This is a genomic window from Arthrobacter phoenicis (assembly GCF_047238215.1).
Lineage (GTDB): Bacteria > Actinomycetota > Actinomycetes > Actinomycetales > Micrococcaceae > Arthrobacter.
In genome coordinates, this window is sequence record NZ_JBDFMK010000001.1 from 2,060,015 (window position 1) to 2,078,769 (window position 18,755).

At 70.6% G+C, this 18,755-nt stretch carries 20 protein-coding genes and 1 riboswitch; of the genes, 11 read left to right on the forward strand and 9 right to left on the reverse strand.

Annotated features, from left to right (window positions below; translation table 11 throughout):
- Positions 1-156 precede the first annotated feature (156 nt).
- The 3 genes from ABC337_RS09610 to ABC337_RS09620 form a co-directional block, all read right to left on the reverse strand.
- Positions 157-561 (reverse strand): DMT family transporter, encoded by a 405-nt coding sequence (locus tag ABC337_RS09610; RefSeq protein ID WP_412884951.1) that lies wholly within the window; start codon positions 559-561, stop codon positions 157-159.
- A complete protein-coding gene (locus tag ABC337_RS09615) occupies positions 561-884 on the reverse strand; it encodes a DMT family transporter (RefSeq protein WP_412884163.1) in 324 nt (107 codons plus the stop codon). The genes ABC337_RS09610 and ABC337_RS09615 overlap by 1 nt, the downstream gene beginning before the upstream one ends.
- An 11-nt stretch (positions 885-895) precedes the next feature.
- Positions 896-959: riboswitch (guanidine-III (ykkC-III) riboswitch) on the reverse strand.
- Positions 960-1,006: 47 nt separating this feature from the next.
- Positions 1,007-1,558 carry a HutD/Ves family protein gene (locus tag ABC337_RS09620; RefSeq protein ID WP_412884162.1) on the reverse strand — a complete coding sequence of 184 codons (552 nt, stop codon included), beginning with the start codon at positions 1,556-1,558 and terminating at the stop codon, positions 1,007-1,009.
- A gap of 129 nt (positions 1,559-1,687) precedes the next feature.
- On the opposite strand from ABC337_RS09620, the gene ABC337_RS09625 reads away from it, so the two are divergent.
- On the forward strand, positions 1,688-2,287 hold the full coding sequence (locus ABC337_RS09625) for a phosphoribosylanthranilate isomerase (protein WP_412884161.1): 600 nt from the start codon (positions 1,688-1,690) through the stop codon (positions 2,285-2,287).
- A 41-nt stretch (positions 2,288-2,328) separates the two neighbouring features.
- Here ABC337_RS09625 and ABC337_RS09630 read toward each other — a convergent pair whose 3' ends face one another.
- Positions 2,329-3,414, reverse strand: a complete 1,086-nt coding sequence (locus tag ABC337_RS09630) for a metallophosphoesterase (protein ID WP_412884160.1) — start codon at positions 3,412-3,414, stop codon at positions 2,329-2,331.
- A gap of 180 nt (positions 3,415-3,594) precedes the next feature.
- Between ABC337_RS09630 and ABC337_RS09635 the strand changes: the two genes are divergently transcribed.
- Complete coding sequence (locus ABC337_RS09635; RefSeq protein ID WP_412884159.1) at positions 3,595-3,996, forward strand: YccF domain-containing protein; 402 nt, start codon at positions 3,595-3,597, stop codon at positions 3,994-3,996.
- 42 nt (positions 3,997-4,038) lie between these two features.
- Entirely contained in the window at positions 4,039-4,554 is a 516-nt protein-coding gene (locus tag ABC337_RS09640) for an SRPBCC family protein (protein WP_412884158.1), read from the forward strand.
- Positions 4,555-4,567: 13 nt separating this feature from the next.
- On the opposite strand, the gene ABC337_RS09645 is transcribed toward ABC337_RS09640, so the two are convergent.
- The gene (locus ABC337_RS09645; RefSeq protein WP_412884157.1) at positions 4,568-5,437 is read right to left on the reverse strand and encodes a DUF4031 domain-containing protein; all 870 of its coding nucleotides are present in this window, start codon (positions 5,435-5,437) and stop codon (positions 4,568-4,570) included.
- A 104-nt stretch (positions 5,438-5,541) separates the two neighbouring features.
- Between ABC337_RS09645 and ABC337_RS09650 the strand changes: the two genes are divergently transcribed.
- The 5 genes from ABC337_RS09650 to ABC337_RS09670 are packed head-to-tail and all read left to right on the forward strand — an operon-like array spanning position 5,542 to position 9,802.
- Positions 5,542-5,967: a TOBE domain-containing protein gene (locus tag ABC337_RS09650; RefSeq protein WP_412884156.1), complete on the forward strand. Its 426-nt coding sequence runs from the start codon at positions 5,542-5,544 to the stop codon at positions 5,965-5,967.
- Positions 5,964-6,725 (forward strand): molybdate ABC transporter substrate-binding protein, encoded by a 762-nt coding sequence (modA, locus tag ABC337_RS09655; protein WP_412884155.1) that lies wholly within the window; start codon positions 5,964-5,966, stop codon positions 6,723-6,725. Before ABC337_RS09650 ends, modA begins: the two co-directional genes overlap by 4 nt.
- Positions 6,722-7,588 (forward strand): ABC transporter permease, encoded by an 867-nt coding sequence (locus ABC337_RS09660; RefSeq protein WP_412884154.1) that lies wholly within the window; start codon positions 6,722-6,724, stop codon positions 7,586-7,588. The genes modA and ABC337_RS09660 overlap by 4 nt, the downstream gene beginning before the upstream one ends.
- Complete coding sequence (locus tag ABC337_RS09665; RefSeq protein WP_412884153.1) at positions 7,585-8,685, forward strand: sulfate/molybdate ABC transporter ATP-binding protein; 1,101 nt, start codon at positions 7,585-7,587, stop codon at positions 8,683-8,685. Before ABC337_RS09660 ends, ABC337_RS09665 begins: the two co-directional genes overlap by 4 nt.
- A gap of 37 nt (positions 8,686-8,722) precedes the next feature.
- On the forward strand, positions 8,723-9,802 hold the full coding sequence (locus ABC337_RS09670) for an SDR family oxidoreductase (protein ID WP_412884152.1): 1,080 nt from the start codon (positions 8,723-8,725) through the stop codon (positions 9,800-9,802).
- Here ABC337_RS09670 and ABC337_RS09675 read toward each other — a convergent pair.
- Positions 9,799-10,296 (reverse strand): carboxymuconolactone decarboxylase family protein, encoded by a 498-nt coding sequence (locus ABC337_RS09675; RefSeq protein ID WP_412884151.1) that lies wholly within the window; start codon positions 10,294-10,296, stop codon positions 9,799-9,801. The two genes, ABC337_RS09670 and ABC337_RS09675, sit on opposite strands and share 4 nt — an antisense overlap.
- Before the next feature lie 278 nt (positions 10,297-10,574).
- Here ABC337_RS09675 and clpB point away from each other — a divergent pair, with 278 nt between their 5' ends.
- Entirely contained in the window at positions 10,575-13,247 is a 2,673-nt protein-coding gene (gene clpB, locus ABC337_RS09680) for an ATP-dependent chaperone ClpB (protein WP_412884150.1), read from the forward strand.
- A gap of 40 nt (positions 13,248-13,287) precedes the next feature.
- On the opposite strand, the gene ABC337_RS09685 is transcribed toward clpB, so the two are convergent.
- Complete coding sequence (locus ABC337_RS09685) at positions 13,288-14,283, reverse strand: septum formation family protein (RefSeq protein WP_412884149.1); 996 nt, start codon at positions 14,281-14,283, stop codon at positions 13,288-13,290.
- 287 nt (positions 14,284-14,570) lie between these two features.
- Here ABC337_RS09685 and ABC337_RS09690 point away from each other — a divergent pair, with 287 nt between their 5' ends.
- Positions 14,571-14,804: a DUF3073 domain-containing protein gene (locus ABC337_RS09690; RefSeq protein WP_290256489.1), complete on the forward strand. Its 234-nt coding sequence runs from the start codon at positions 14,571-14,573 to the stop codon at positions 14,802-14,804.
- A 138-nt stretch (positions 14,805-14,942) separates the two neighbouring features.
- Positions 14,943-15,722 (forward strand): VOC family protein, encoded by a 780-nt coding sequence (locus ABC337_RS09695; RefSeq protein ID WP_412884148.1) that lies wholly within the window; start codon positions 14,943-14,945, stop codon positions 15,720-15,722.
- Between the two features lie 90 nt (positions 15,723-15,812).
- Here ABC337_RS09695 and purM read toward each other — a convergent pair whose 3' ends face one another.
- Both purM and purF read right to left on the reverse strand, forming a co-directional pair.
- Positions 15,813-16,976, reverse strand: coding sequence for a phosphoribosylformylglycinamidine cyclo-ligase (purM, locus tag ABC337_RS09700; protein WP_412884147.1), 1,164 nt, complete (start codon positions 16,974-16,976; stop codon positions 15,813-15,815).
- Positions 16,973-18,685 carry an amidophosphoribosyltransferase gene (gene purF / locus ABC337_RS09705; RefSeq protein ID WP_412884146.1) on the reverse strand — a complete coding sequence of 571 codons (1,713 nt, stop codon included), beginning with the start codon at positions 18,683-18,685 and terminating at the stop codon, positions 16,973-16,975. Before purF ends, purM begins: the two co-directional genes overlap by 4 nt.
- Positions 18,686-18,755: the final 70 nt, after the last annotated feature.

Consider the following 18,755-nt stretch of genomic DNA (forward strand, 5'->3'; position numbering starts at 1 on the left):
ACCTCCCGCCCGGTCCCGGTATTCCGGGCGGGTTTCCGGGGGTTGCCGGCCTTTGTCGGTGCCCGGCGGCAGGCGTGTGTGCGTTCCTGCCCGGTTACCTGCCGGACCCGGGCCTGCGACACGGCGTGTCCGGCCGGATCGGGGTTGCCTGCGTGACTAACCGGGCGGGAGCGTACGGGACGCAGGCTCGGGAGCAGACGGTTGAGGGTCCTCGGGCCCGCTGGGCAGCAGTTTCAGGCCGGCCGCGCAGCCGACGATCCCCGCGATGAACAACAGTTTCAGCGGGTTGGCGGGTTCGACGCCGGTGGCCATCGCCCAGCCGACGGTCAGTGCCGCACCGATTCCCACCCACACGGCGTACGCGGTGCCCAGCGGGATGCGCCGCACGGCTACGCCCAGCCCGGCCATGCTCAACGCCGCGGCCACGGCGAAGACCAGGGTAGGCACGGGACGGCTGAACCCGTCGGAAAGGCCCAGGGCCGTGGCCCACACCGCCTCGAGGACGGCCGAGCCGAGCAGGATCAGCCAGGAAACACCCGTTCCACGGGTGCCGGCGCGCATCACGCCACCAGCTTCAGGCCGGCCACGCACGCCACGATCCCGCCGAGCAGCAGGATCCGGGCGGCGCTGGCGGGTTCAACCCGGGTGGCCATGGCGTAGGCGGAGGTAAGGACGACGCCGACTCCTACCCAGACGGCGTAGGCGGTCCCAGTGGGGATGGTCTGCATGGCGATCGCGAGTCCGCCGGTGCTGGCGAGGACGGCTACCAGGAACAGGGCGCCCGGCAGGAGGCGGCGGCGGCCGGTGGCCTGCGACGTGCGGTGCAACGCGGCGGCCCACACGGCTTCGAGCGATCCGGCGGCAATGAGAATGATCCACGACATGACAAGAATCCTTTGGCCAGTCTTGTCGCGTGCCGGGTACTGAACCGTCGTCCGGAGGCCGGGATCCGGCCTTGCTTTCAGCCTAGCAAAAGCCGGAAGCTAGGCCTCCGGCCGGACCGGGTTCAGGCGACGGGGTCGATCGAGACGACGGCCAGGAAGCCGCGGCCCAGGATCTCGGGCGTCGCCGGCTCCGATCCGACGACGGCGTCGTACCGGCCCAGCGCCTCGCCGTCGACCGTCGCCTGGCCCTGCAGCAGGATGCCGAACTGCCCCTCGAAGACCGGGTGTGCGCGCTTCTTGGACAGCTCGATGATGGAGGTGAAGCCCTTGAAGGTGCCCCGCCGGCAGATGACGTTCAGGTCCCGGATGTCGCCGGTGGGCAGGGCTCCGGCCGCGTCGGCGTCGCCGGAGAACCGGAAGGGGCGGTACTTTTCCAGCGGGTGCTCGGCGCCGTCGACCGTCAGGAACAGCAGGTCGCCGTCCACGACGGTGAGGACCCGCTCCATCCCGGGGAACGCGGAGAAGTCCCCGGCCTTGCCGACCTCCGCGATGCTCACCCGCCAGTCCCAGCCGCCGTCGGCCGCGCCGAGCGGGAAGCGGGCCAGTTCTCGGGTGGTGCCACCGCCGTTGCGCCAGGGGGCGGGCTTAAGGTCGGCGTAACGGATGATGTCCATGGGATCAGCCTAGCCGCGGCGCCGGTGGCCGGGCGCGGGACTTGCTAACGTCGAGGCAAGGTCAAAGCGACACAGCAGTGAAAGCGACACAGCAGTGAAAGCAACACAGCACAGCGGTAGGGAGCCGGAATGTTCGTCAAGGTATGCGGTCTCACCACCAGCGAGGCCGTCCGGGCCGCCGTCTACGCCGGGGCGGACGCGGTGGGCTTCGTCCTGACCGCCAGCCCCCGGCAGGTGGCCCCGGAACGGGTCCGCGAACTGCTGCCCGGCGTGCCGTCCGGGGTCCCCGCGGTGGGCGTCTTCCGGCACGAATCGGCGGCCGATGCCGTCGCGGCGGCCAGGGACGCCGGACTGGACTGGGTCCAGCTGCACGGCGACCGGAGCCGGGAGGATGTCCGGACCGTCCACAACGCCGGCATGAAGCTGATCCGGGCGATAACGATGTCCGCGGAACCGGAAGCCTTTGCCGACTGGGGCGAGGACCTGGTGCTGGTCGACGCCGCCGTGCCCGGCTCCGGCGAAGCCTGGGACTACGCCTCGGTCCGCGCCCGGGGGCTGGGGGACCGGCACTGGTTGCTGGCCGGCGGCCTGGACCCGGAGAACGTGGCAGACGCCGCCGCGGCCGCCGGTGCGTGGGGCGTGGACGTCTCCTCCGGCGTCGAGGTTTCCCGCGGGGTCAAGGACCCGGCCCGGGTCACGGCCTTCGTCACCGCCGCCAAGGGGCGCTGACCGGCGCCACCAAGGGCCAGCCACCCCCACCCAGGGCGCGGTCACCGCGTGATGGTGAAGGAATCCGTGAAGCTGCCCTCGGCCGGGACCAGCGCGGCGGTCAGCGCGTCCTCTCCCGCGGACACCTTGAGCGTGCCGTAGGTGGGCTTGACGTTCTTGCCGGACCATTCCGCGAAATAGCCGGCCTCCGGGTCGTTCTCGCGGACGTCGTGCAGCCCCACCCCGCCGATTCCGACGCCGGCGAACACCGTCCCGCGGCCCTGGGTCAGTGAGCCACCGGTGCCGCCGAGACACGGTTTCGAGAACTCATCCGGGACCAGAGCCGGGCAGTCCGGACTGTGGCCCAGTTGGTGCGTGCGCTGGTAGAGGTGCTGATGGCCGGTGAGGACCAGGTCCACCTTCTTCTCGATCAGCAGGTTGGTGAAGTCTGCGCCGGGCTGGCAGGAGTAGGCGCCCAGGTTGAAGCAGGGGGTGTGCATGCCCACCACCGTCCAGGGGATGTTCCGTTCCTTCGCCCCGTCCAGCGCGTCCGCGGTCCACGTCCAGCGTTCGCTGTCGCGGCCGTAATCCAGGGTTTTCCCGTCCTTGAACTTGATCCCGGGGGAGACCATGATGATGCGGACCAGGGGGTTCTTTTCGGGTACGTCGACGTACCACTGCGTGCCGTAGTCGCCCACCAGCCCGGGCAGCCGGTTCGGCAGGCACTGGGCGAAGGTGGCGATGTCGCCGTCGTGCCCGTCGCTCTCGTGGTTGCCGGTGACCAGCTCGTAGGGGAAGCCGGAGCCGAGGACGCCGGTGACCATATCGCAGAACTGCTGTTCGAGGCCGGCCTGGTAGCTGAAGTCGCCCAGCGCCAGGTTCAGTGCCGGTTTGATCTTCGCGACCGTGCCGAGCACTTTGCGGGCGTTGGAGCCGACTCCGATGTCCCCCTGCGCGGTGAACACGACGGGCGCCTGCGCCGGGGTGGAGCGGGGCGCCTTGGTCGCGGACGAAGTCCCGGGTGCCGCCCCGGACGACGGCGGTTGCGGGCTCCCGCCGGTGCATCCGGTGAGCAACGCGAGTGCCAGCAGGGCGGAGAGGGCGGCCACGGGCGAACTCCGGCGGCTCCGTGCCAGCCACGACCCCATGCGTTCCGCCCTTTCGCAGGCTGTTTCCGGGCTACGGCCCGGCCTACGCCTAGGGTAAACCGGGGCACGTGTCCCCGGACAGGGCCCGGCGCCAGCGGTCCACACCAGGGCCACGGATTCAGGGGCGGTTCAGGGCCATCCCCGAGGACAGATCCACCGCCGGCGGGGGAGAATGGTGCCATGAAGACACTGCTCAACATCATCTGGCTGCTGTTCGGGGGACTGTGGCTCGCGCTGGGCTACTTCGTGGCCGGCGTCGTCTGCTGCCTCCTGATCGTCACCATCCCCTGGGGCCTGGCCTCCTTCCGCATCGCGTCCTACGCCCTGTGGCCCTTCGGCCGCGCCGTGGTGGACCGGCCCGGCGGTGGCGGTGCCCTGTCCCTGCTGGGCAACGTCATCTGGCTGCTGGTGGCCGGCATCTGGATCGCCGTGGGCCACGTGGTGACCGCCTTCGCCATGGCCGTGACCATCATCGGGATCCCGCTGGCCATCGCCAACCTCAAGCTGATCCCGGTCTCCCTGATGCCGCTGGGTAAGCAGATCATCACGACGGACCGGCCGTTCGCCGGCGTCTACCGCTAGGAAACAGGCTCAACCGTCGCCGCAACGCGGAGGGAGAGGGCAATGCTGGAAAACGCAGAATCCACCGGCGCGGAAGCCATGCCGGAACAGGACGAGCTCACGCTGGTGATCACCCGCGAGTTCCAGGTGCCCGCCCGGGCGGTCTGGTCAGCCCTGGTCGATCCTGACCAGGCGGCTGCCTGGTGGGGGCCGCGCGGCTTCCGGGCCCTGCGCGAGACCATCGACGCGGACCTGGAAATCGGCACCCCGTACCGGGCCTGCCTCCTAGAGAACGCCACCGGCCAGGAACACTGGTTCAGCGGAGTCATCACCGATCTCGAGCCGCCCACACTGTTCGTCTTCACCCATGCCTGGGAGAAGGCCGACGGCACCCGGGGCACCGAGACGGAGGGCGTCTTCCGGCTCGAGGAGATCGACGGAGGCACCCGGCTGGTCTTCACCCAGGGCCCCTTCGATACCGCTGAGCATCGGGACACCCACGGCTCCGGCTGGCGCGAATCCTTCGACCGGCTCGCCGAACACCTCCGCCGCACAGCCGGGAGCGCCGGGGACCTGTAGGGCCGCCGGGCGGCTAGGTTAGTTCCCCCGCGAGGTTCCGCCGCGCCGCGTCCTCCCAGAGGGAACGCCCGCGCCCGGTGTGGAAGAGTGGCTCCTGTGCCAGCAGTTGGCGGACGACGGCGGCGCGGCCGGCGGCAAAATCGGCGTCGCCGATGTGCGCGAAGTCCTTCCGCACGGCCGCGAGGTAGCGGGCGTACTCTGTGGGGTCACTGCCGAGGATGGAGAGGTCGGCGTCGCTGAGAAGGGCCGCGGCGTGGTCGCCCGGCTCGGGCCGGTGGTCCGCCGTCATCCGCACCAGCCGCGCCACCTCCTCCGCCTCGCCGTCGGGCAGGCCGGCCCGGCCCAGCCGTTCCTCGGCCAGGCGCGCGGATTCCTCCTCGTCCTCGCCTGCGATGCCGTGGTAGACCGCGTCATGGAACCAGGCCGCCAGGCGCACCGTCCGGGACGGCAGGCCGGGTTCGGCCAGCAGGTCCAGCGCCTCCAGCACCGCGAGCAGGTGGGTGCGGCCGTGGTAGTTCCGGTGCTCCTCACCCCACCGGTCCAGGAGGTCCAGGAAGAGCGCGTCGTGGCCGGGCAGAGTCTCGTTCCAGCGCGTCAGGAGCGGGAGCTTCAGTGAACCGTTGCGCCGCCGGGCGGGAATCCGGAGCCCGCTGGCGATCAGCTTGCGCACCAGGACCCGGCCCTCCACCGGGATGGCACCGGCGGCGACCAGCGCGTCGAAGCGGGCCTCGGCGACGTCGTAGTGGTCGCCGTCGAACGCCCGCTCCGGGATCCCCGCCGCCCTCGCGAACGCATGCAGCTCCTCGAGGGAGCTGTCGGACACCAGGTGCGAGAAGACGGTGCCGTGGGCGGGCCAGAACGGGGGATCGATGTAGACGGCCATTCCGGCAGTTTACGAGGCGGCCGGCAGGGGGCCACTTTGTTCGAGAGCCGGAATTGCGTCGATTATTGCGGCAAACATCCGCATCTGCGGACTATAGTGGCCCTATGCCTACTTTTCGCGTCTCCGAAGCGGCCCGGTTCCTGGGTGTCAGCGACGATACCGTCCGCCGCTGGACCGAGAGCGGAACCCTGACCCCGCACCGGGACGACGCCGGCCGGCTGGTGGTGGACGGGCTGGAGCTCGCCGGCGTGGCCCGGGACCAGGCCAGGCTCCCGGAGGACCCGTCCCGCGGCGGCAGTTCGGCCCGCAACCGCTTCGTCGGCCTGGTCACCGGCATCACCGCTGACACGGTGATGGCGCAGGTGGAGCTGCAGTGCGGACCGTTCCGTGTGGTGTCGCTGATGAGCAGCGAGGCCGTCCGGGACCTCGGGCTGGAACTCGGCTCCGTCGCCACCGCCGTCGTCAAGGCCACCACGGTGATCATCGAGAGCCCGCACGGCAGCGGCCCGCACGGGAAGGCCCTGTCATGATCCGCCGCGCCGCGGCGCTCCTCGCCGCCGCAGCCCTGGCCGCCGGGACCGCCGGCTGCGGCAGCGGAGGCAGCGCAGGGGAGGGGAAAGCCCTCACCGTTTTCGCCGCGGCCTCCCTCAAGGCCCCCTTCACCGCGCTGGCCCGCAGTTTCGAGGCCAGCCACCCCGGCACCAAGGTCACCCTGAGCTTCGCCGGTTCCTCCGACCTCGCCACCCAGCTGGGCCAGGGCGCCCCGGCGGATGTCTTCGCCTCCGCCGACCCCGCGAACATGGCCAAGGTGACCGGCGCCGGGCTCGCCGAGGGCAGCCCGCGGAACTTCGCCAGCAACACCCTCACCATCGCGGTGCCGCCGGCCAATCCCGCCGGCATCACGTCCTTCGCGGACCTGACCAGGCCGGGCACCCGCGTGGTGGTCTGTGCACCGCAGGTCCCCTGCGGCGCGGCCGCAGTGGCCGTCGAGGGGAAGACCGGGGTGCGCCTGGCACCGGTCAGCGAGGAATCCTCGGTCACCGACGTCCTCGGCAAGGTGGCATCGGGGGAGGCCGACGCCGGACTGGTCTACGTCACTGACGTTCAGGGCGCGGCGGGCAAGGTCAAAGGAGTGCCCTTCCCGGAGTCCGCGGCCGCCGTCAACACCTACCCGATCACCGCGCTGCGCGGCAGCCGCGACAAGGACCTCGCGGGCGCCTTCCTCGACGAGGTCACCGGCGCCGAGGGCCAGAAGGTGCTGGCCGACGCCGGGTTCGGGCGTCCGTGAGGCGCCCCGGGCCGAGGCGCCACGGCTACAGCGGCATCCCCCGCTGGGTGGCGTCGCTCGCCGTCGTCGCCGCCGCGTTCATCCTGCTGCCCCTGGCAGCCGTGGTGGCCCGCGTCGACTGGCCCAACTTCCTGCCGCTGGTGACCTCGGACGCCTCCCTGACGGCGCTGGGCCTGAGCCTGCGGACGGCAGCCGCGAGCACCGCGCTCTGCATCCTGCTGGGGGTGCCACTGGCGCTGGTACTGGCCCGCGGCGACTTCCGCGGCCAGCGGCTGCTCCGGTCCTTCGTGCTGCTGCCCCTGGTGCTCCCCCCGGTGGTCGGCGGCATCGCCCTGCTCTACACCTTCGGCCGGCAGGGGCTGCTGGGCCGCGGCCTGGAGGTGGCGGGCATCCAGATTGCCTTCTCGACGACGGCGGTGGTCCTGGCGCAGACATTCGTCGCCCTGCCGTTCCTGGTGGTCAGCCTGGAGGGGGCGCTGCGGGCCGGCGGCCAGCGGTACGAGGCGGTGGCCGCGACGCTCGGCGCCCGGCCCGGCACCGTGCTCCGGCGGGTCACGTTGCCGCTGGTGCTGCCCGGCCTCGCCTCCGGGGCGGTCCTCTCCTTCGCCCGAAGCCTGGGCGAGTTCGGCGCCACCCTCACCTTTGCCGGCAGCCTGCAGGGCATCACCCGGACCCTGCCGCTGGAGATCTACCTGCAGCGGGAGACCGACGCCAACGCCGCCGTCGCCCTGTCGCTGCTGCTGGTGGCCGTGGCGGTCATCGTCGTGGGCGTCAGCTACCGCGGCCCCGGGACACCGGCTGCCTCGCCATCCCGCACCTCGTCCCGCATCCCGGACGCCGATCCGGCGGAGGCGGGGCGATGACGTTCACCCTTGACGCCGTGGTCGCGGACCGGGGCCTGGACGTCTCGCTGAACCTGGGAGCTGCGGAAACCGTCGCCATCCTGGGCCCCAACGGCGCCGGAAAATCCACCCTGCTCTCCGTTATCGCCGGCCTGATCCGCCCGGACTCGGGCACGGCCGCGCTCGACGGCCGGGCGCTGTTCCACCTCGGCGGCGGCCGCACGGTGTGGACCCAGCCGCACCGCCGCGGAACCGCGCTGCTGGCTCAGGAGGCACTGCTCTTCCCGCACCTGACCGCCCTGGACAACGTGGCCTTCGGTCCGCGCAGCGCCGGCGCCGGACGCGCCGCGGCCCGGGAGGCGGCCGCCCGCTGGCTGGCCGAGGTCGAGGCCACGGACCTGGCCGGCCGCCGGCCCGGCGAACTCTCCGGAGGCCAGGCCCAACGGGTGGCCGTGGCCCGCGCGCTCGCGGCCGACCCGGGCCTGCTGCTGCTGGACGAGCCGATGGCCGCCCTGGACGTCCACGCCGCGCCCCTGCTGCGTCGCCTGCTGAAACGGGTCCTGACCGGCCGCCGCGCCATCATCGTCACCCACGACGTCCTGGATGCCTACATGCTCGCGGACACGGTGGTGGTGCTCGAGGCAGGCCGGATCGTCGAGCAGGGCCCCACCCGCGAGGTGCTCACGCGGCCACGGAGCAGGTTCGCCGCCGGACTGGCCGGGCTCAATCTGGTCCCCGGCACCGTGACGGCGGGCGGGCTGCTGCCGGACCCGGCCGGCGGGGGCCCGGGTGCCCTGAGAGGCCCAGGCGGCCAAGGCGCTCCGGGTACAGAGCTCGCGGGCCGGCACGAGGACACCCCGGTCCCGGGCCAGGCGGGCGTGGCGGCGTTCCCGCCGTCGGCCGTCTCCGTCTTCCCCGACCTGCCGCACGGCAGCCCGCGCAACGCCTTCGCCGTCACCGTCACGGACCTGGAGCCGCACGGTGACCAGATCAGGGTCAGGGCGGGCGACTTCGCCGCGGACATCACCCCCGCCGCATCCGCGGATCTGTCCCTGGCCCCGGGGGTGCGGGCCTACTTCGTGGTCAAGGCGGCGGCGGTCTCGATCTATCCGGCCTAGGGTGGAGGGAGCCCCACCCGCAACCAGGAGGAATACCGTGCAGCACTCTGAAACAGGCCAAGGACAGACCGCGCTGGTGGTCGGCGCCAGCGGGATCGCCGGATCGGCCCTGGTCAGCCTCCTCGCCGGTACCGGCTGGGACGTCCTGGCCCTGACCCGCAGCGGCGCCGTCCTCCCCGGTGCCCGCTCCATCGCGGCGGACCTCGGTTCCCCGGAAAGCCTCGCCGCGGCCCTGGCCGGCGAGCGGCCCACCCAGGTGTTCTTCACCGCCTGGTCCCGGCAGGACACGGAACAGGACAACATCCGGGTCAACGCCGCGCTGCTGAGGAACCTGCTGGGTGCCGTCTCCCACAGCCCCGTCCGCCACGTCGCGCTGATGACCGGCCTGAAGCACTACCTCGGCCCGTTCGAGGCCTACGGCGAGGGCGACATGCCGGACACGCCGTTCCACGAGGAGGAGCCCCGGCTACCGGTCGCCAACTTCTACTACAACCAGGAGGACGAGCTCTGGGCGGCAGCGGAGCGGCAGGGCTTCACCTGGTCCGTGCACCGCGCCCACACCGTGATCGGCCACGCCGTGGGCAACGCGATGAACATGGGCCTCACCCTTGCCGTGCAGGCGACCCTCTGCAAGGAACTCGGCAGGCCGTTCATCTTCCCGGGCTCCGAGACGCAGTGGAACAGCCTCACGGACATGACGGACAGCGGCCTGCTGGCCGAGCACATGGTCTGGGCAGCGACGGACGACGGCGCGGCGAACCAGGCGTACAACGTGGTCAACGGCGACGTCTTCCGCTGGCGCTGGATGTGGCCGCGGCTGGCCGCCTACTTCGGCGTCGAACACGGCGGCTTCGAGGGCGCACCCCGGCCGCTGGAGGTCCAGATGCAGGGCATGGAGCAGACCTGGGCGGACCTCGCGGCCCGGCACGGCCTGGCGGAAGCGGACCTGGGCCGGGTCTCGTCCTGGTGGCACACCGACGGCGACCTCGGCCGCAATATCGAGGTGCTGGCGGACATGAGCAAGAGCCGGGTGGCCGGATTCACCGGGTACCGCCGCACCCTTGATTCGTTCACGGACCTGTTCGACAGGTTCCGGGCGGACCGGCTGATCCCCTAGCGGGCGCGGACCGGGTGCTGGCTGACGATCGAAACCCGGTTGAAGGCGTTCATGGTGATCGCCAGCCAGCTGATCGCCGAGAACTCCGCCTCGCTCAGCTGCTGCCGGGCCGCCCGGCCCTCGTGTTCCCGGGCGGCCTGGTCCGAAATGTCGGTGATCGCCTCGGCGAGGGTCAGGGCGGCCCGCTCCTTGGCGCTGAACAGGTCCGTGTCCCGCCAGGCCGGCAGGACCGCCAGGCGCTGCGCGGTTTCACCGTTCTTGACGGCGTCGTGGACGTGCAGGTCCAGGCAAAACGCACAGCCGTTGATCTCTGAGATCCGCACGTTCAACAGCTCGATCAGCGTCTGGTCCAGGCCCGCCTCGGTGGCGGCCTCCTTGGCTTTCAGGCCCAGCCCGTTGAGTGCACGCCACGCGGCGGGGTGCTCCTTGTCCAAGAATAGGCGGCCGGAGGAAGTGCTGCGATCGCCGTGTTCGGCGGCGGGGGTCTCATCCATGACCCCAGCGTACCGACACGCAGAACAACTTCACGGAGCCCGTGTGACAACTTTGTCATATCTGTGACACACTCTGTCTGTAGCACTTATCCGATCCGGTCGTCGGTTCCTTGGGGGAACCGACAGCCGGATCGTTTGTTTTGTGGGGCCAGGGTGCGGGGATGCCGCCCCTAGACACCAGTTTCGCCGTGGGCAAACATGGAGCCAAAGAGGGTCTGGATAAAGTTGAGCGGGGTACACTCAACTTAGCGATCAGTCCCACCCGGAAGGAGCTCTCTTTGGACGCCAAATTCACCACCAAGAGCCAGGAGGCTCTTTCGGCCGCAGCCATGAACGCCTCGACGGCCGGCAACCCGCAGCTGGAGCCGGCGCATCTGCTCAAGGCGCTCATGGACCACCGCGAGGGCGTCGCCGTCGCCCTGCTGCGAGCCACCGGCACCGATCCGGATGCCGTCAGCGTCCAGGCGAGCTCCGCCATCAAGGCCCTCCCGTCCACCTCCGGCAGCTCGGTGCAGCAGGCCCAGCTGTCCCGCACGGCCATGCAGGCGATCAAAAACGCCCAGAACGAGGCCGAGCGCCTCGGTGACACCTTCGTCTCCACCGAGCACCTGCTGCTGGGCCTCGCGGCCGGCAGCGACGACGTCGGACGGCTGCTGCGCGACGCAGGCGCCTCGCACGAGGCGCTGCTCGCCGCCCTGCCCGGTGTCCGTGGCGACCGCAAGGTGGACAACGCCGACCCCGAGAACACCTTCCAGGCGCTGGAGAAGTTCGGCACGGACCTCACCGCCGTCGCCCGCTCCGGCAAGCTGGACCCGGTGATCGGCCGCGACGCCGAGATCCGCCGCATCATCCAGGTCCTCAGCCGCCGCACCAAGAACAACCCCGTGATCATCGGCGAGCCCGGCGTCGGCAAGACCGCCGTCGTCGAGGGCCTCGCCCAGCGCATCGTCGCCGGCGACGTGCCCGAAAGCCTGCGCGGCAAGACCCTGATCGCCCTGGACCTCGCCTCCATGGTGGCCGGGGCCAAGTACCGCGGCGAGTTCGAGGAACGGCTGAAGGCGGTCCTGGAGGAGATCAAGAACTCCGAGGGCCAGATTGTCACCTTCATCGACGAGCTGCACACCGTGGTGGGTGCCGGCGCCTCCGGGGACAGCTCGATGGACGCCGGCAACATGCTCAAGCCCATGCTGGCCCGCGGCGAACTGCGCCTGATCGGCGCCACCACGTTGGACGAATACCGCGAGAACATCGAGAAGGACCCGGCCCTGGAGCGGCGCTTCCAGCAGGTCTTTGTTGGCGAGCCGAGCGTCGAGGACACCATCGGCATCCTCCGCGGCCTCAAGGAACGCTACGAGGCCCACCACAAGGTCTCCATCGCCGACTCCGCCCTGGTGGCCGCCGCGACCCTCTCCAACCGCTACATCTCCGGCCGCCAGCTGCCGGACAAGGCCATCGACCTGGTGGACGAGGCCGCCTCCCGGCTCCGGATGGAGATCGACTCCGCGCCGGAGGAAATCGACCAGCTGCAGCGCCAGGTGGACCGGCTGACCATGGAAGAACTGGCCCTGACCGGCGAAACCGACCCGGCGTCGGTGGAACGGCTCGAGGCCCTGCGCGCCGATATGGCGGACAAGAAGGAAGAGCTGGCCGCCCTGAATGCCCGGTGGGAGTCGGAGAAGGCCGGCCTGAACCGCGTGGGTGACCTGCGCGCCCGGCTTGATGAGCTGCGGTCCGCCGCGGACAAGGCCCAGCGCGAGGGTGACCTGGAGGCCGCCTCCCGCATCCTCTACGGAGAGATTCCGGCGCTGGAACGGGAACTGACGGCCGCCGCCGAGGCCGAGGCTGCCGTGCCGGACAAGTCCGGGCAGATGGTGGCCGACGAGGTCACCGCGGATGACATCGCCGAGGTGATTTCCGCCTGGACCGGCATACCCGCCGGCCGCATGCTGCAGGGCGAGAGCCAGAAGCTGCTGGAGATGGAACACGTCCTGGGCGAGCGGCTGATCGGCCAGGCCAAGGCCGTCACCGCCGTGTCCGACGCCGTCCGCCGCGCCCGCGCCGGCATCAGCGACCCCAACCGGCCCACCGGCTCATTCCTCTTCCTGGGCCCCACCGGCGTCGGCAAGACCGAGCTGGCGAAATCCCTGGCCGACTTCCTCTTCGACGACGAGCGTGCCATGGTGCGGATCGACATGTCCGAGTACTCGGAGAAGCACTCCGTGGCCCGGCTGGTCGGTGCCCCTCCGGGCTACGTCGGCTACGAAGAGGGCGGCCAGCTGACCGAGGCCGTCCGCCGCCGGCCCTACTCCGTGCTGCTGCTCGACGAGGTGGAGAAGGCCCACCCGGAGGTCTTCGACATCCTCCTGCAGGTGCTCGACGACGGCCGCCTCACCGACGGCCAGGGCCGCACCGTGGACTTCCGCAACGTGATCCTGGTGCTGACCTCGAACCTGGGCAGCCAGTTCCTGGTGGACCCGACCCTGGACGCCGCCGCCAAGCGGGACGCCGTGATGGCCACCGTGCACGCCTCCTTCAAGCCGGAGTTCCTGAACCGGCTCGACGAGGTGGTCCTGTTCGACCCGCTGACGGTGGAGGAGCTCGCCCACATCGTGGAGCTGCAGGTCAAGGAGCTGGGCGAACGGCTCAAGGGTCGCCGCCTGACCCTGGAAGTCTCCGAGGGTGCCCGCGCCTGGCTTGCCGTCACCGGCTATGACCCGGCGTACGGTGCCCGCCCGCTGCGCCGGCTGGTCCAGCGCGAGATCGGCGACCGGCTGGCCAAGGCCATCCTCGCCGGGAAGATCGCCGACGGCGACACGGTGCTGGTGGATACCGCGCCGGACCTGATGGAGCTCACCATGGGCGGCCCGGACGTCTCCGCCCGGCCCGACGGCGGCGCCTCCCGCGGCGGCGCCTCCCGCGGCAGCGGCCTCTCGGTCCGCCGCAAGGACTAAGCGCGACGCGCTCAATGGCAGCGCCAAACGGGCGGCACTGCTACGGCAGCAGCGACTCCATGATGACGTTGCCGGCATCCGAGGCGACGTAGCAGTCCACCCGCCGGTCTCCCGTACCCCAGCTCGATGAGCTGGGGTACGCGAGTTTGTAGCTCAGGGCGTAGTTGCCCGACTTGTCGGTCAGCTGCGCGGCCTTGCAGGCGTCCAGCGCCTTCTGCTTCAGCGCATCCCGGCCCGGGTAGGCGTCCGAGGCGGCGTAGGACTCGATCTGGATCAGTTGCGCCGAATGCGCGGTGTCGCACGCGACCACGGTCGATTTGGCGGCGTTGGCGTCGAAGTCCTTGAAGCAGTCGCCCAGCCGGTAGTCCAGCGGGCTGACGTTCTCCAGCGGCAGCGCTCCCCGCTCGGCGGTGGGGGAGGAGGAGCTCCCGGCGGGCGCGGGCGCGCCTGCGTCCCGGGAGCCGCCCGCCAGCGCGGCGATCCACCAGATGAGCAGGGCGAGGACGACGACGGCGGCGACGCCGGCGATCAGCTTCCCCCGGCCGGAGCGGCGCACCGCCGTCGTGGCCCGGCCCGCGAGATCCCGGGCCTTGGCGCCGGCGTCCGAGGCGCGGAGTTTGCCCATCCGGTCGGACAGCAGCTGACCCATCTGGCCCACCTGGCCCGTGGGGGATGAGCGGCGCGTGCGGCTCGTTGCGAGGCCCTGGTCCGTGGGGTTCCGGGGTGCCGGGCCTTGCGATGCGGTGTCGGCGGTGGGATTCTGCACGCGGGTATCTCCGGCGGCGGGTTGGTCAGTGGGTTCGCCGGCCGGGGAAGCGAACGGTTCAGCGGCGGGCTCACCGGCGGGGGAGGCTGCGGCAGGGACCCGGGCGAAGGAGGACGTCGGTGGGGCGGCGGGCCGCGGCGGAATGACGGTGCCGAAAGGGGCGCGGGGCGCCTGGGGTGCCCCGTCGCCGTCGGCGTTCACCGGCGGAACCGCAGGGTTACGGGTAGTGCCGTCCCCGGCCGTAGCGTCGCTGTCCGGCTTTTCGCTCACTCGGAACCCACCTTTTCAGTGCATCTGGCCAGCCTGACGGTCCGGCTGGGCCCCGCTGGTGGGAGGCCCATCAGGAGACTCTATCGAATATGCCAGGAAGGTTACGTTCCGGTAACCTCGCGCGTGCGCGGCGGAAAGGGCGGGGGAAGTGCCTTTAGCCTCCGCCGGCAAGCGGTACCTGCCGAAAGCATGTAATCTAGGTGTACGACAAATTGACCAATCATTCCGGGGCCTCACCGATCGCCAAGGTGACCACCTCCGGTCCAAGTACAAAAGGGGGTCACGCCATGGGGCGCGGCCGTCAAAAGGCAAAAGCTACCAAGCAGGCTCGGGACATCAAGTACTACTCCCCGAACACTGACTATTCCGCCCTGCAGCGCGAGCTGACGGGCCCGGGAAGTCGTCCCTCGAGCCACTTCGCGGATGAACCGGTTGAACCGGATTATTCGGCTTACGTGGATAAGTACGCGGACGATGTGGAAGAAGACGACGACGAGGTTGACACCCGTCGCATCGGCTAGTCGTTCCCTTTCCGGCGCGGTCCTTGAGCGCCGGACGTGATTTTCAGCCCGCCGGGCGCACCCTTACTGGGTGTGCCCGGCGGGCTTTCGCATGCCCTCACCGATTCCCGTTGCCGAGACCGTTTGAAAGGAGCCAGCATGGCGTTTCATAAGGCCTACGCCCCGGGCGAGGTGTGCTGGGTGGATCTCCAGACCCCGGACGTCGCTTCGGCAAAGGAGTTCTACGGCGCGCTGCTCGGCTGGCGCTTCGAGGACCTGCCCACCCCTGACGGCCGCAGCTATGCCAAGGCCTTCCTGGGCGGGGACCTGGTGTCCGTGATTGCCCCGCAGAACCCGGCGCAGGGCCAGTCCGGCATCCCGGCGCAGTGGAACGTGTACTTCGCCGTGGACGACGCCGCCGGGCTCGCCGCGGACGTGCCGCACACCGGAGGTGTGGTGGACTTCGGCCCGGAAGCGGTGGGCGACACCGGCACCATGGTCTTCTTCACTCCTCCCGGCGGCGGCACCACCGGAGCCTGGCAGCCCGGCACGCACATCGGGGCCGCCCGCGCCGGCGAGGCGGGGGCGCTGTCCTGGGTGGAGCTCCTCACGCCCGAGCCGCAGCGCGCCGTCGGGTGCTTCCAGACGCTCTTCGGCCACGAGGTCACCGAATACCCGCAGGACGACGGCGGCACCTACACCACCCTGATGGTCGGCGGCGTCGAGGTGGCCGGGATCGCCACCGTCCCGGCCGCGGAGAAGCACCTGGACCCGGGCTGGCAGGTGTACTTCGGCGTTGACAGTGTCCCCGCGGCCGTGGAGGCCGCCCGCGCTGCCGGCGCCACCGTCCTGGTCGAGCCGGAGGATGTCGAGGAAGCCGGCACCATCGCGACCATCCGTGACCCGCAGGGCGGCGTGATCAGCCTGCTGGAAGTCTAGGCGACTTCCGGCCGCCACGCTGAGAAGCCCGCTTAAACGCCGCGGGCGCTCCCCACGTTGGTGGGAAGCGCCCGGACGGTGGTTCTGAAGCTAGCCGGCGTATGCGTTGACCATCCGCACGGCGCCGCCGTCGACGCCCTTTGCGCCCTGGACGTAATCCGGGCCGGACTTGTCGATGGAGTCGGAGTTTTCCCCGACGGTGCCCATGACCCAGGACGGCAGGCCGCGGGCGTTCAGGTGGGCCACGGCGGCGTCGGCGGCCTCGGGCGAGACGATCGCGACCATGCCGACGCCCACATTGAGGGTCCGCTCTAGGTCGGCCAGCGGGACGTTGCCCAGCTCGGAGACTAGCTTGAAGATGGCGGGAAGCTGCCAGGTGGCGCGGTCCACGGTGGCCAGCAGGCCCTGCGGGAGGACGCGGGCCAGGTTGGCGGCCAGGCCGCCGCCGGTGACGTGGCTGAAGCCGTGGACGCCCTTGGAGCTGTTGACCGGGAAGGTTCGGGCCAGGTCCAGGCAGTCCGCGGCGTAGACGCGGGTGGGCTCCAGCAGTTCCTCGCCCAGAGTGCGTTCAAACTCGGAGACCTCGCGGTCCAGGGCCCAGCCGGCGTGGTTGATGACGCGGCGGACCAGGGAGTAGCCGTTGGAGTGCAGGCCGGAGGAGGCCATGCCGATCACCACGTCGCCGGAGCGGACGCGGTCCGGGCCCAGCAGGGAATCGGCCTCGACCACGCCGGTGGCGGCACCGGCGACGTCGTACTCGTGCTCGCCAAGGAGGCCCGGGTGCTCGGCGGTTTCGCCGCCCACAAGGGCGGTGCCGGCCACCGAGCAGGCGGCGGCGATGCCGCGGACGATGTCCGCGATGCGCTCGGGGACCACCTTGCCGCAGGCGATGTAGTCGGTCATGTAGAGCGGTTCGGCGCCCACGACGACGATGTCGTCCACCACCATGCCCACTAGGTCGAAGCCGATGGTGTCATGGATGTCCATGGCCTGGGCGATGGCGACCTTGGTGCCGACGCCGTCGGTGGAGGTGGCCAGCAGGGGCCGCTGGTAGGTAAGCAGCCGGGAGACGTCGAACAGGCCGGCGAAGCCGCCCACGCCACCGATCACGGAGGAGTTGTGCGTGGCCTTGACGGCGTCCTTCATGAGTTCGACGGCGCGGTCGCCCGCTTCGACGTCGACGCCGGCGGAGGCGTAGGTGATGCCGGGGGTTCCGGCGTCGTTGGTGTCAGCGGCCGGGGAGGCGGAAGTCATACTGGCTCTTTCTTGTCGGCATCAAGCTGGTCGGCGGGGACGCGGTCGGCGTCGGTGAGCAGTCCTTCGAATTCGGCATCCGGGCCCGGATCGCAGCCGGTGGCGCCGGCCTTCTCCGCCGGGTCCTCGTTGGCCGGGATGGCGGCGTCGGCGTCGGCCGTGGCTCCGGAGGTGGCGCCCGGGATCCCGGGGGTGGCGGCCATGGCGGGCAGTCCGCTCGGCTTTCCGGCGGGCACTCCACCAAGGTCCGTGCGCTCGAGCAGGTTCTTGCCGAGCTTGTCCGCGCCGGGGAGTTCGATCGGGTACTTGCCGGTGAAGCAGGCGGTGCACAGACGTTCGCGCGGCTGCCGGGTGGCGCCGATCATGCCGTCCTCGGAAATGTAGGCCAGCGAATCGGCGCCGATGGCCTGGGAAATCTCCTCGATGGTGGCGCCGTTGGCGATCAGCTCCGCGCGGGAGGCGAAGTCGATGCCGTAGAAGCAGGGCCACTTGACCGGCGGGGAGGAGATCTTCACGTGCACGGCGGCGGCGCCGGCCTCGCGAAGCATCCGGACGATCGCGCGCTGGGTGTTGCCGCGGACGATCGAGTCGTCCACCACCACCACGCGCTTGCCGCGGATCACGGACTCGAGGGCGTTGAGCTTAAGCCGGATGCCAAGCTGGCGCAAGGTCTGCGACGGCTGGATGAACGTGCGGCCCACATAGGCGTTCTTGACGAAGCCGTGGGCGAAGGGGATGCCGGATTCCTCGGCGTAGCCGACTGCGGCGGGGGTGCCGGACTCCGGCACCGGGATGACGATGTCCGCTTCCTGAGTGTTCTCGCGGGCCAGCTGGCGGCCCATTTCAACGCGGGATTCGTAGACCGAGCGGCCGGCGATCGCGGCGTCGGGGCGGGCCAGGTAGACGTATTCGAAGACGCAGCCGGCCGGCGTCGCCTCCGCGAAGCGCTGGGAGCGGACGCCCTGTTCGTCGATGGCGATGAATTCGCCCGGCTCTATCTCGCGGATGAAGCTCGCGCCCACCGTGGCGAGGGCGGACTGCTCGGAGGCGACCACCCAGCCGCGTTCCAGCCTGCCGAGAACCAGCGGGCGGATGCCGTAGGTGTCGCGGGCCGCGTAGAGGGTGCCCTCGTCCATGAAGACGAAGCAGAAGCCGCCCTTGATCTTGGGCAGCAGTTCCAGGGCGGTCTGTTCGAGGGACTTGCCCTCCTCGCCCTCCAGCAGGGCGGTGACCAGGGCGGTGTCCGAGGTGTTGCCCTGCTTCATCTCACCGGTGAGCTGGCCGGCGTTGCGGTCCATGATCATGGCCTTGAGCTCGGCCGTGTTGGTGAGGTTGCCGTTGTGGGCCAGGGCCACCGTGCCGGTGGCCGTCGCACCGAGGGTGGGCTGGGCGTTGGCCCAGTGGCTCGCGCCGGTGGTGGAGTACCGGCAGTGGCCGACGGCGAGGTGCCCGGTCAGGGTGTTCAGCGTGGTCTCGTCGAAGACCTGGGACACGAGGCCCATGTCCTTGTAGACGTTGATCCGCTTGCCGTCGCTGGTCGCAATGCCAGCCGACTCCTGGCCACGGTGCTGCAGTGCGTACAGACCGTAATAGGTGAGTTTTGCCACCTCCTCCCCGGGAGCCCAGACGCCGAAGACGCCACATGCGTCCTGCGGGCCTTTTTCGCCAGAGAGAAGGTCATGAGAAAGTTTTCCGTCGCCGCGTGCCACTGGTCGATTATCTCACGTTGCGTGGCGGGGCCGCTCCGAGGGGCCCGAATGTGACCCTTCGGGGGTTGCG

What these genes read in the sequence shown, in the direction of transcription:
- ABC337_RS09640 (WP_412884158.1), top strand. Translation starts at nt 4,039, where the DNA reads ATGCTGGAAAACGCAGAATCCACCGGCGCGGAAGCCATGCCGGAACAG.
- ABC337_RS09610 (WP_412884951.1), bottom strand. Translation starts at nt 561, where the DNA reads ATGCGCGCCGGCACCCGTGGAACGGGTGTTTCCTGGCTGATCCTGCTC.
- ABC337_RS09695 (WP_412884148.1), top strand. Translation starts at nt 14,943, where the DNA reads ATGGCGTTTCATAAGGCCTACGCCCCGGGCGAGGTGTGCTGGGTGGAT.
- ABC337_RS09625 (WP_412884161.1), top strand. Translation starts at nt 1,688, where the DNA reads ATGTTCGTCAAGGTATGCGGTCTCACCACCAGCGAGGCCGTCCGGGCC.
- modA (WP_412884155.1), top strand. Translation starts at nt 5,964, where the DNA reads ATGATCCGCCGCGCCGCGGCGCTCCTCGCCGCCGCAGCCCTGGCCGCC.
- ABC337_RS09665 (WP_412884153.1), top strand. Translation starts at nt 7,585, where the DNA reads ATGACGTTCACCCTTGACGCCGTGGTCGCGGACCGGGGCCTGGACGTC.
- ABC337_RS09675 (WP_412884151.1), bottom strand. Translation starts at nt 10,296, where the DNA reads ATGGATGAGACCCCCGCCGCCGAACACGGCGATCGCAGCACTTCCTCC.
- purM (WP_412884147.1), bottom strand. Translation starts at nt 16,976, where the DNA reads ATGACTTCCGCCTCCCCGGCCGCTGACACCAACGACGCCGGAACCCCC.
- ABC337_RS09650 (WP_412884156.1), top strand. Translation starts at nt 5,542, where the DNA reads ATGCCTACTTTTCGCGTCTCCGAAGCGGCCCGGTTCCTGGGTGTCAGC.
- ABC337_RS09690 (WP_290256489.1), top strand. Translation starts at nt 14,571, where the DNA reads ATGGGGCGCGGCCGTCAAAAGGCAAAAGCTACCAAGCAGGCTCGGGAC.
- ABC337_RS09615 (WP_412884163.1), bottom strand. Translation starts at nt 884, where the DNA reads ATGTCGTGGATCATTCTCATTGCCGCCGGATCGCTCGAAGCCGTGTGG.
- ABC337_RS09635 (WP_412884159.1), top strand. Translation starts at nt 3,595, where the DNA reads ATGAAGACACTGCTCAACATCATCTGGCTGCTGTTCGGGGGACTGTGG.
- ABC337_RS09645 (WP_412884157.1), bottom strand. Translation starts at nt 5,437, where the DNA reads ATGGCCGTCTACATCGATCCCCCGTTCTGGCCCGCCCACGGCACCGTC.
- ABC337_RS09630 (WP_412884160.1), bottom strand. Translation starts at nt 3,414, where the DNA reads ATGGGGTCGTGGCTGGCACGGAGCCGCCGGAGTTCGCCCGTGGCCGCC.
- ABC337_RS09620 (WP_412884162.1), bottom strand. Translation starts at nt 1,558, where the DNA reads ATGGACATCATCCGTTACGCCGACCTTAAGCCCGCCCCCTGGCGCAAC.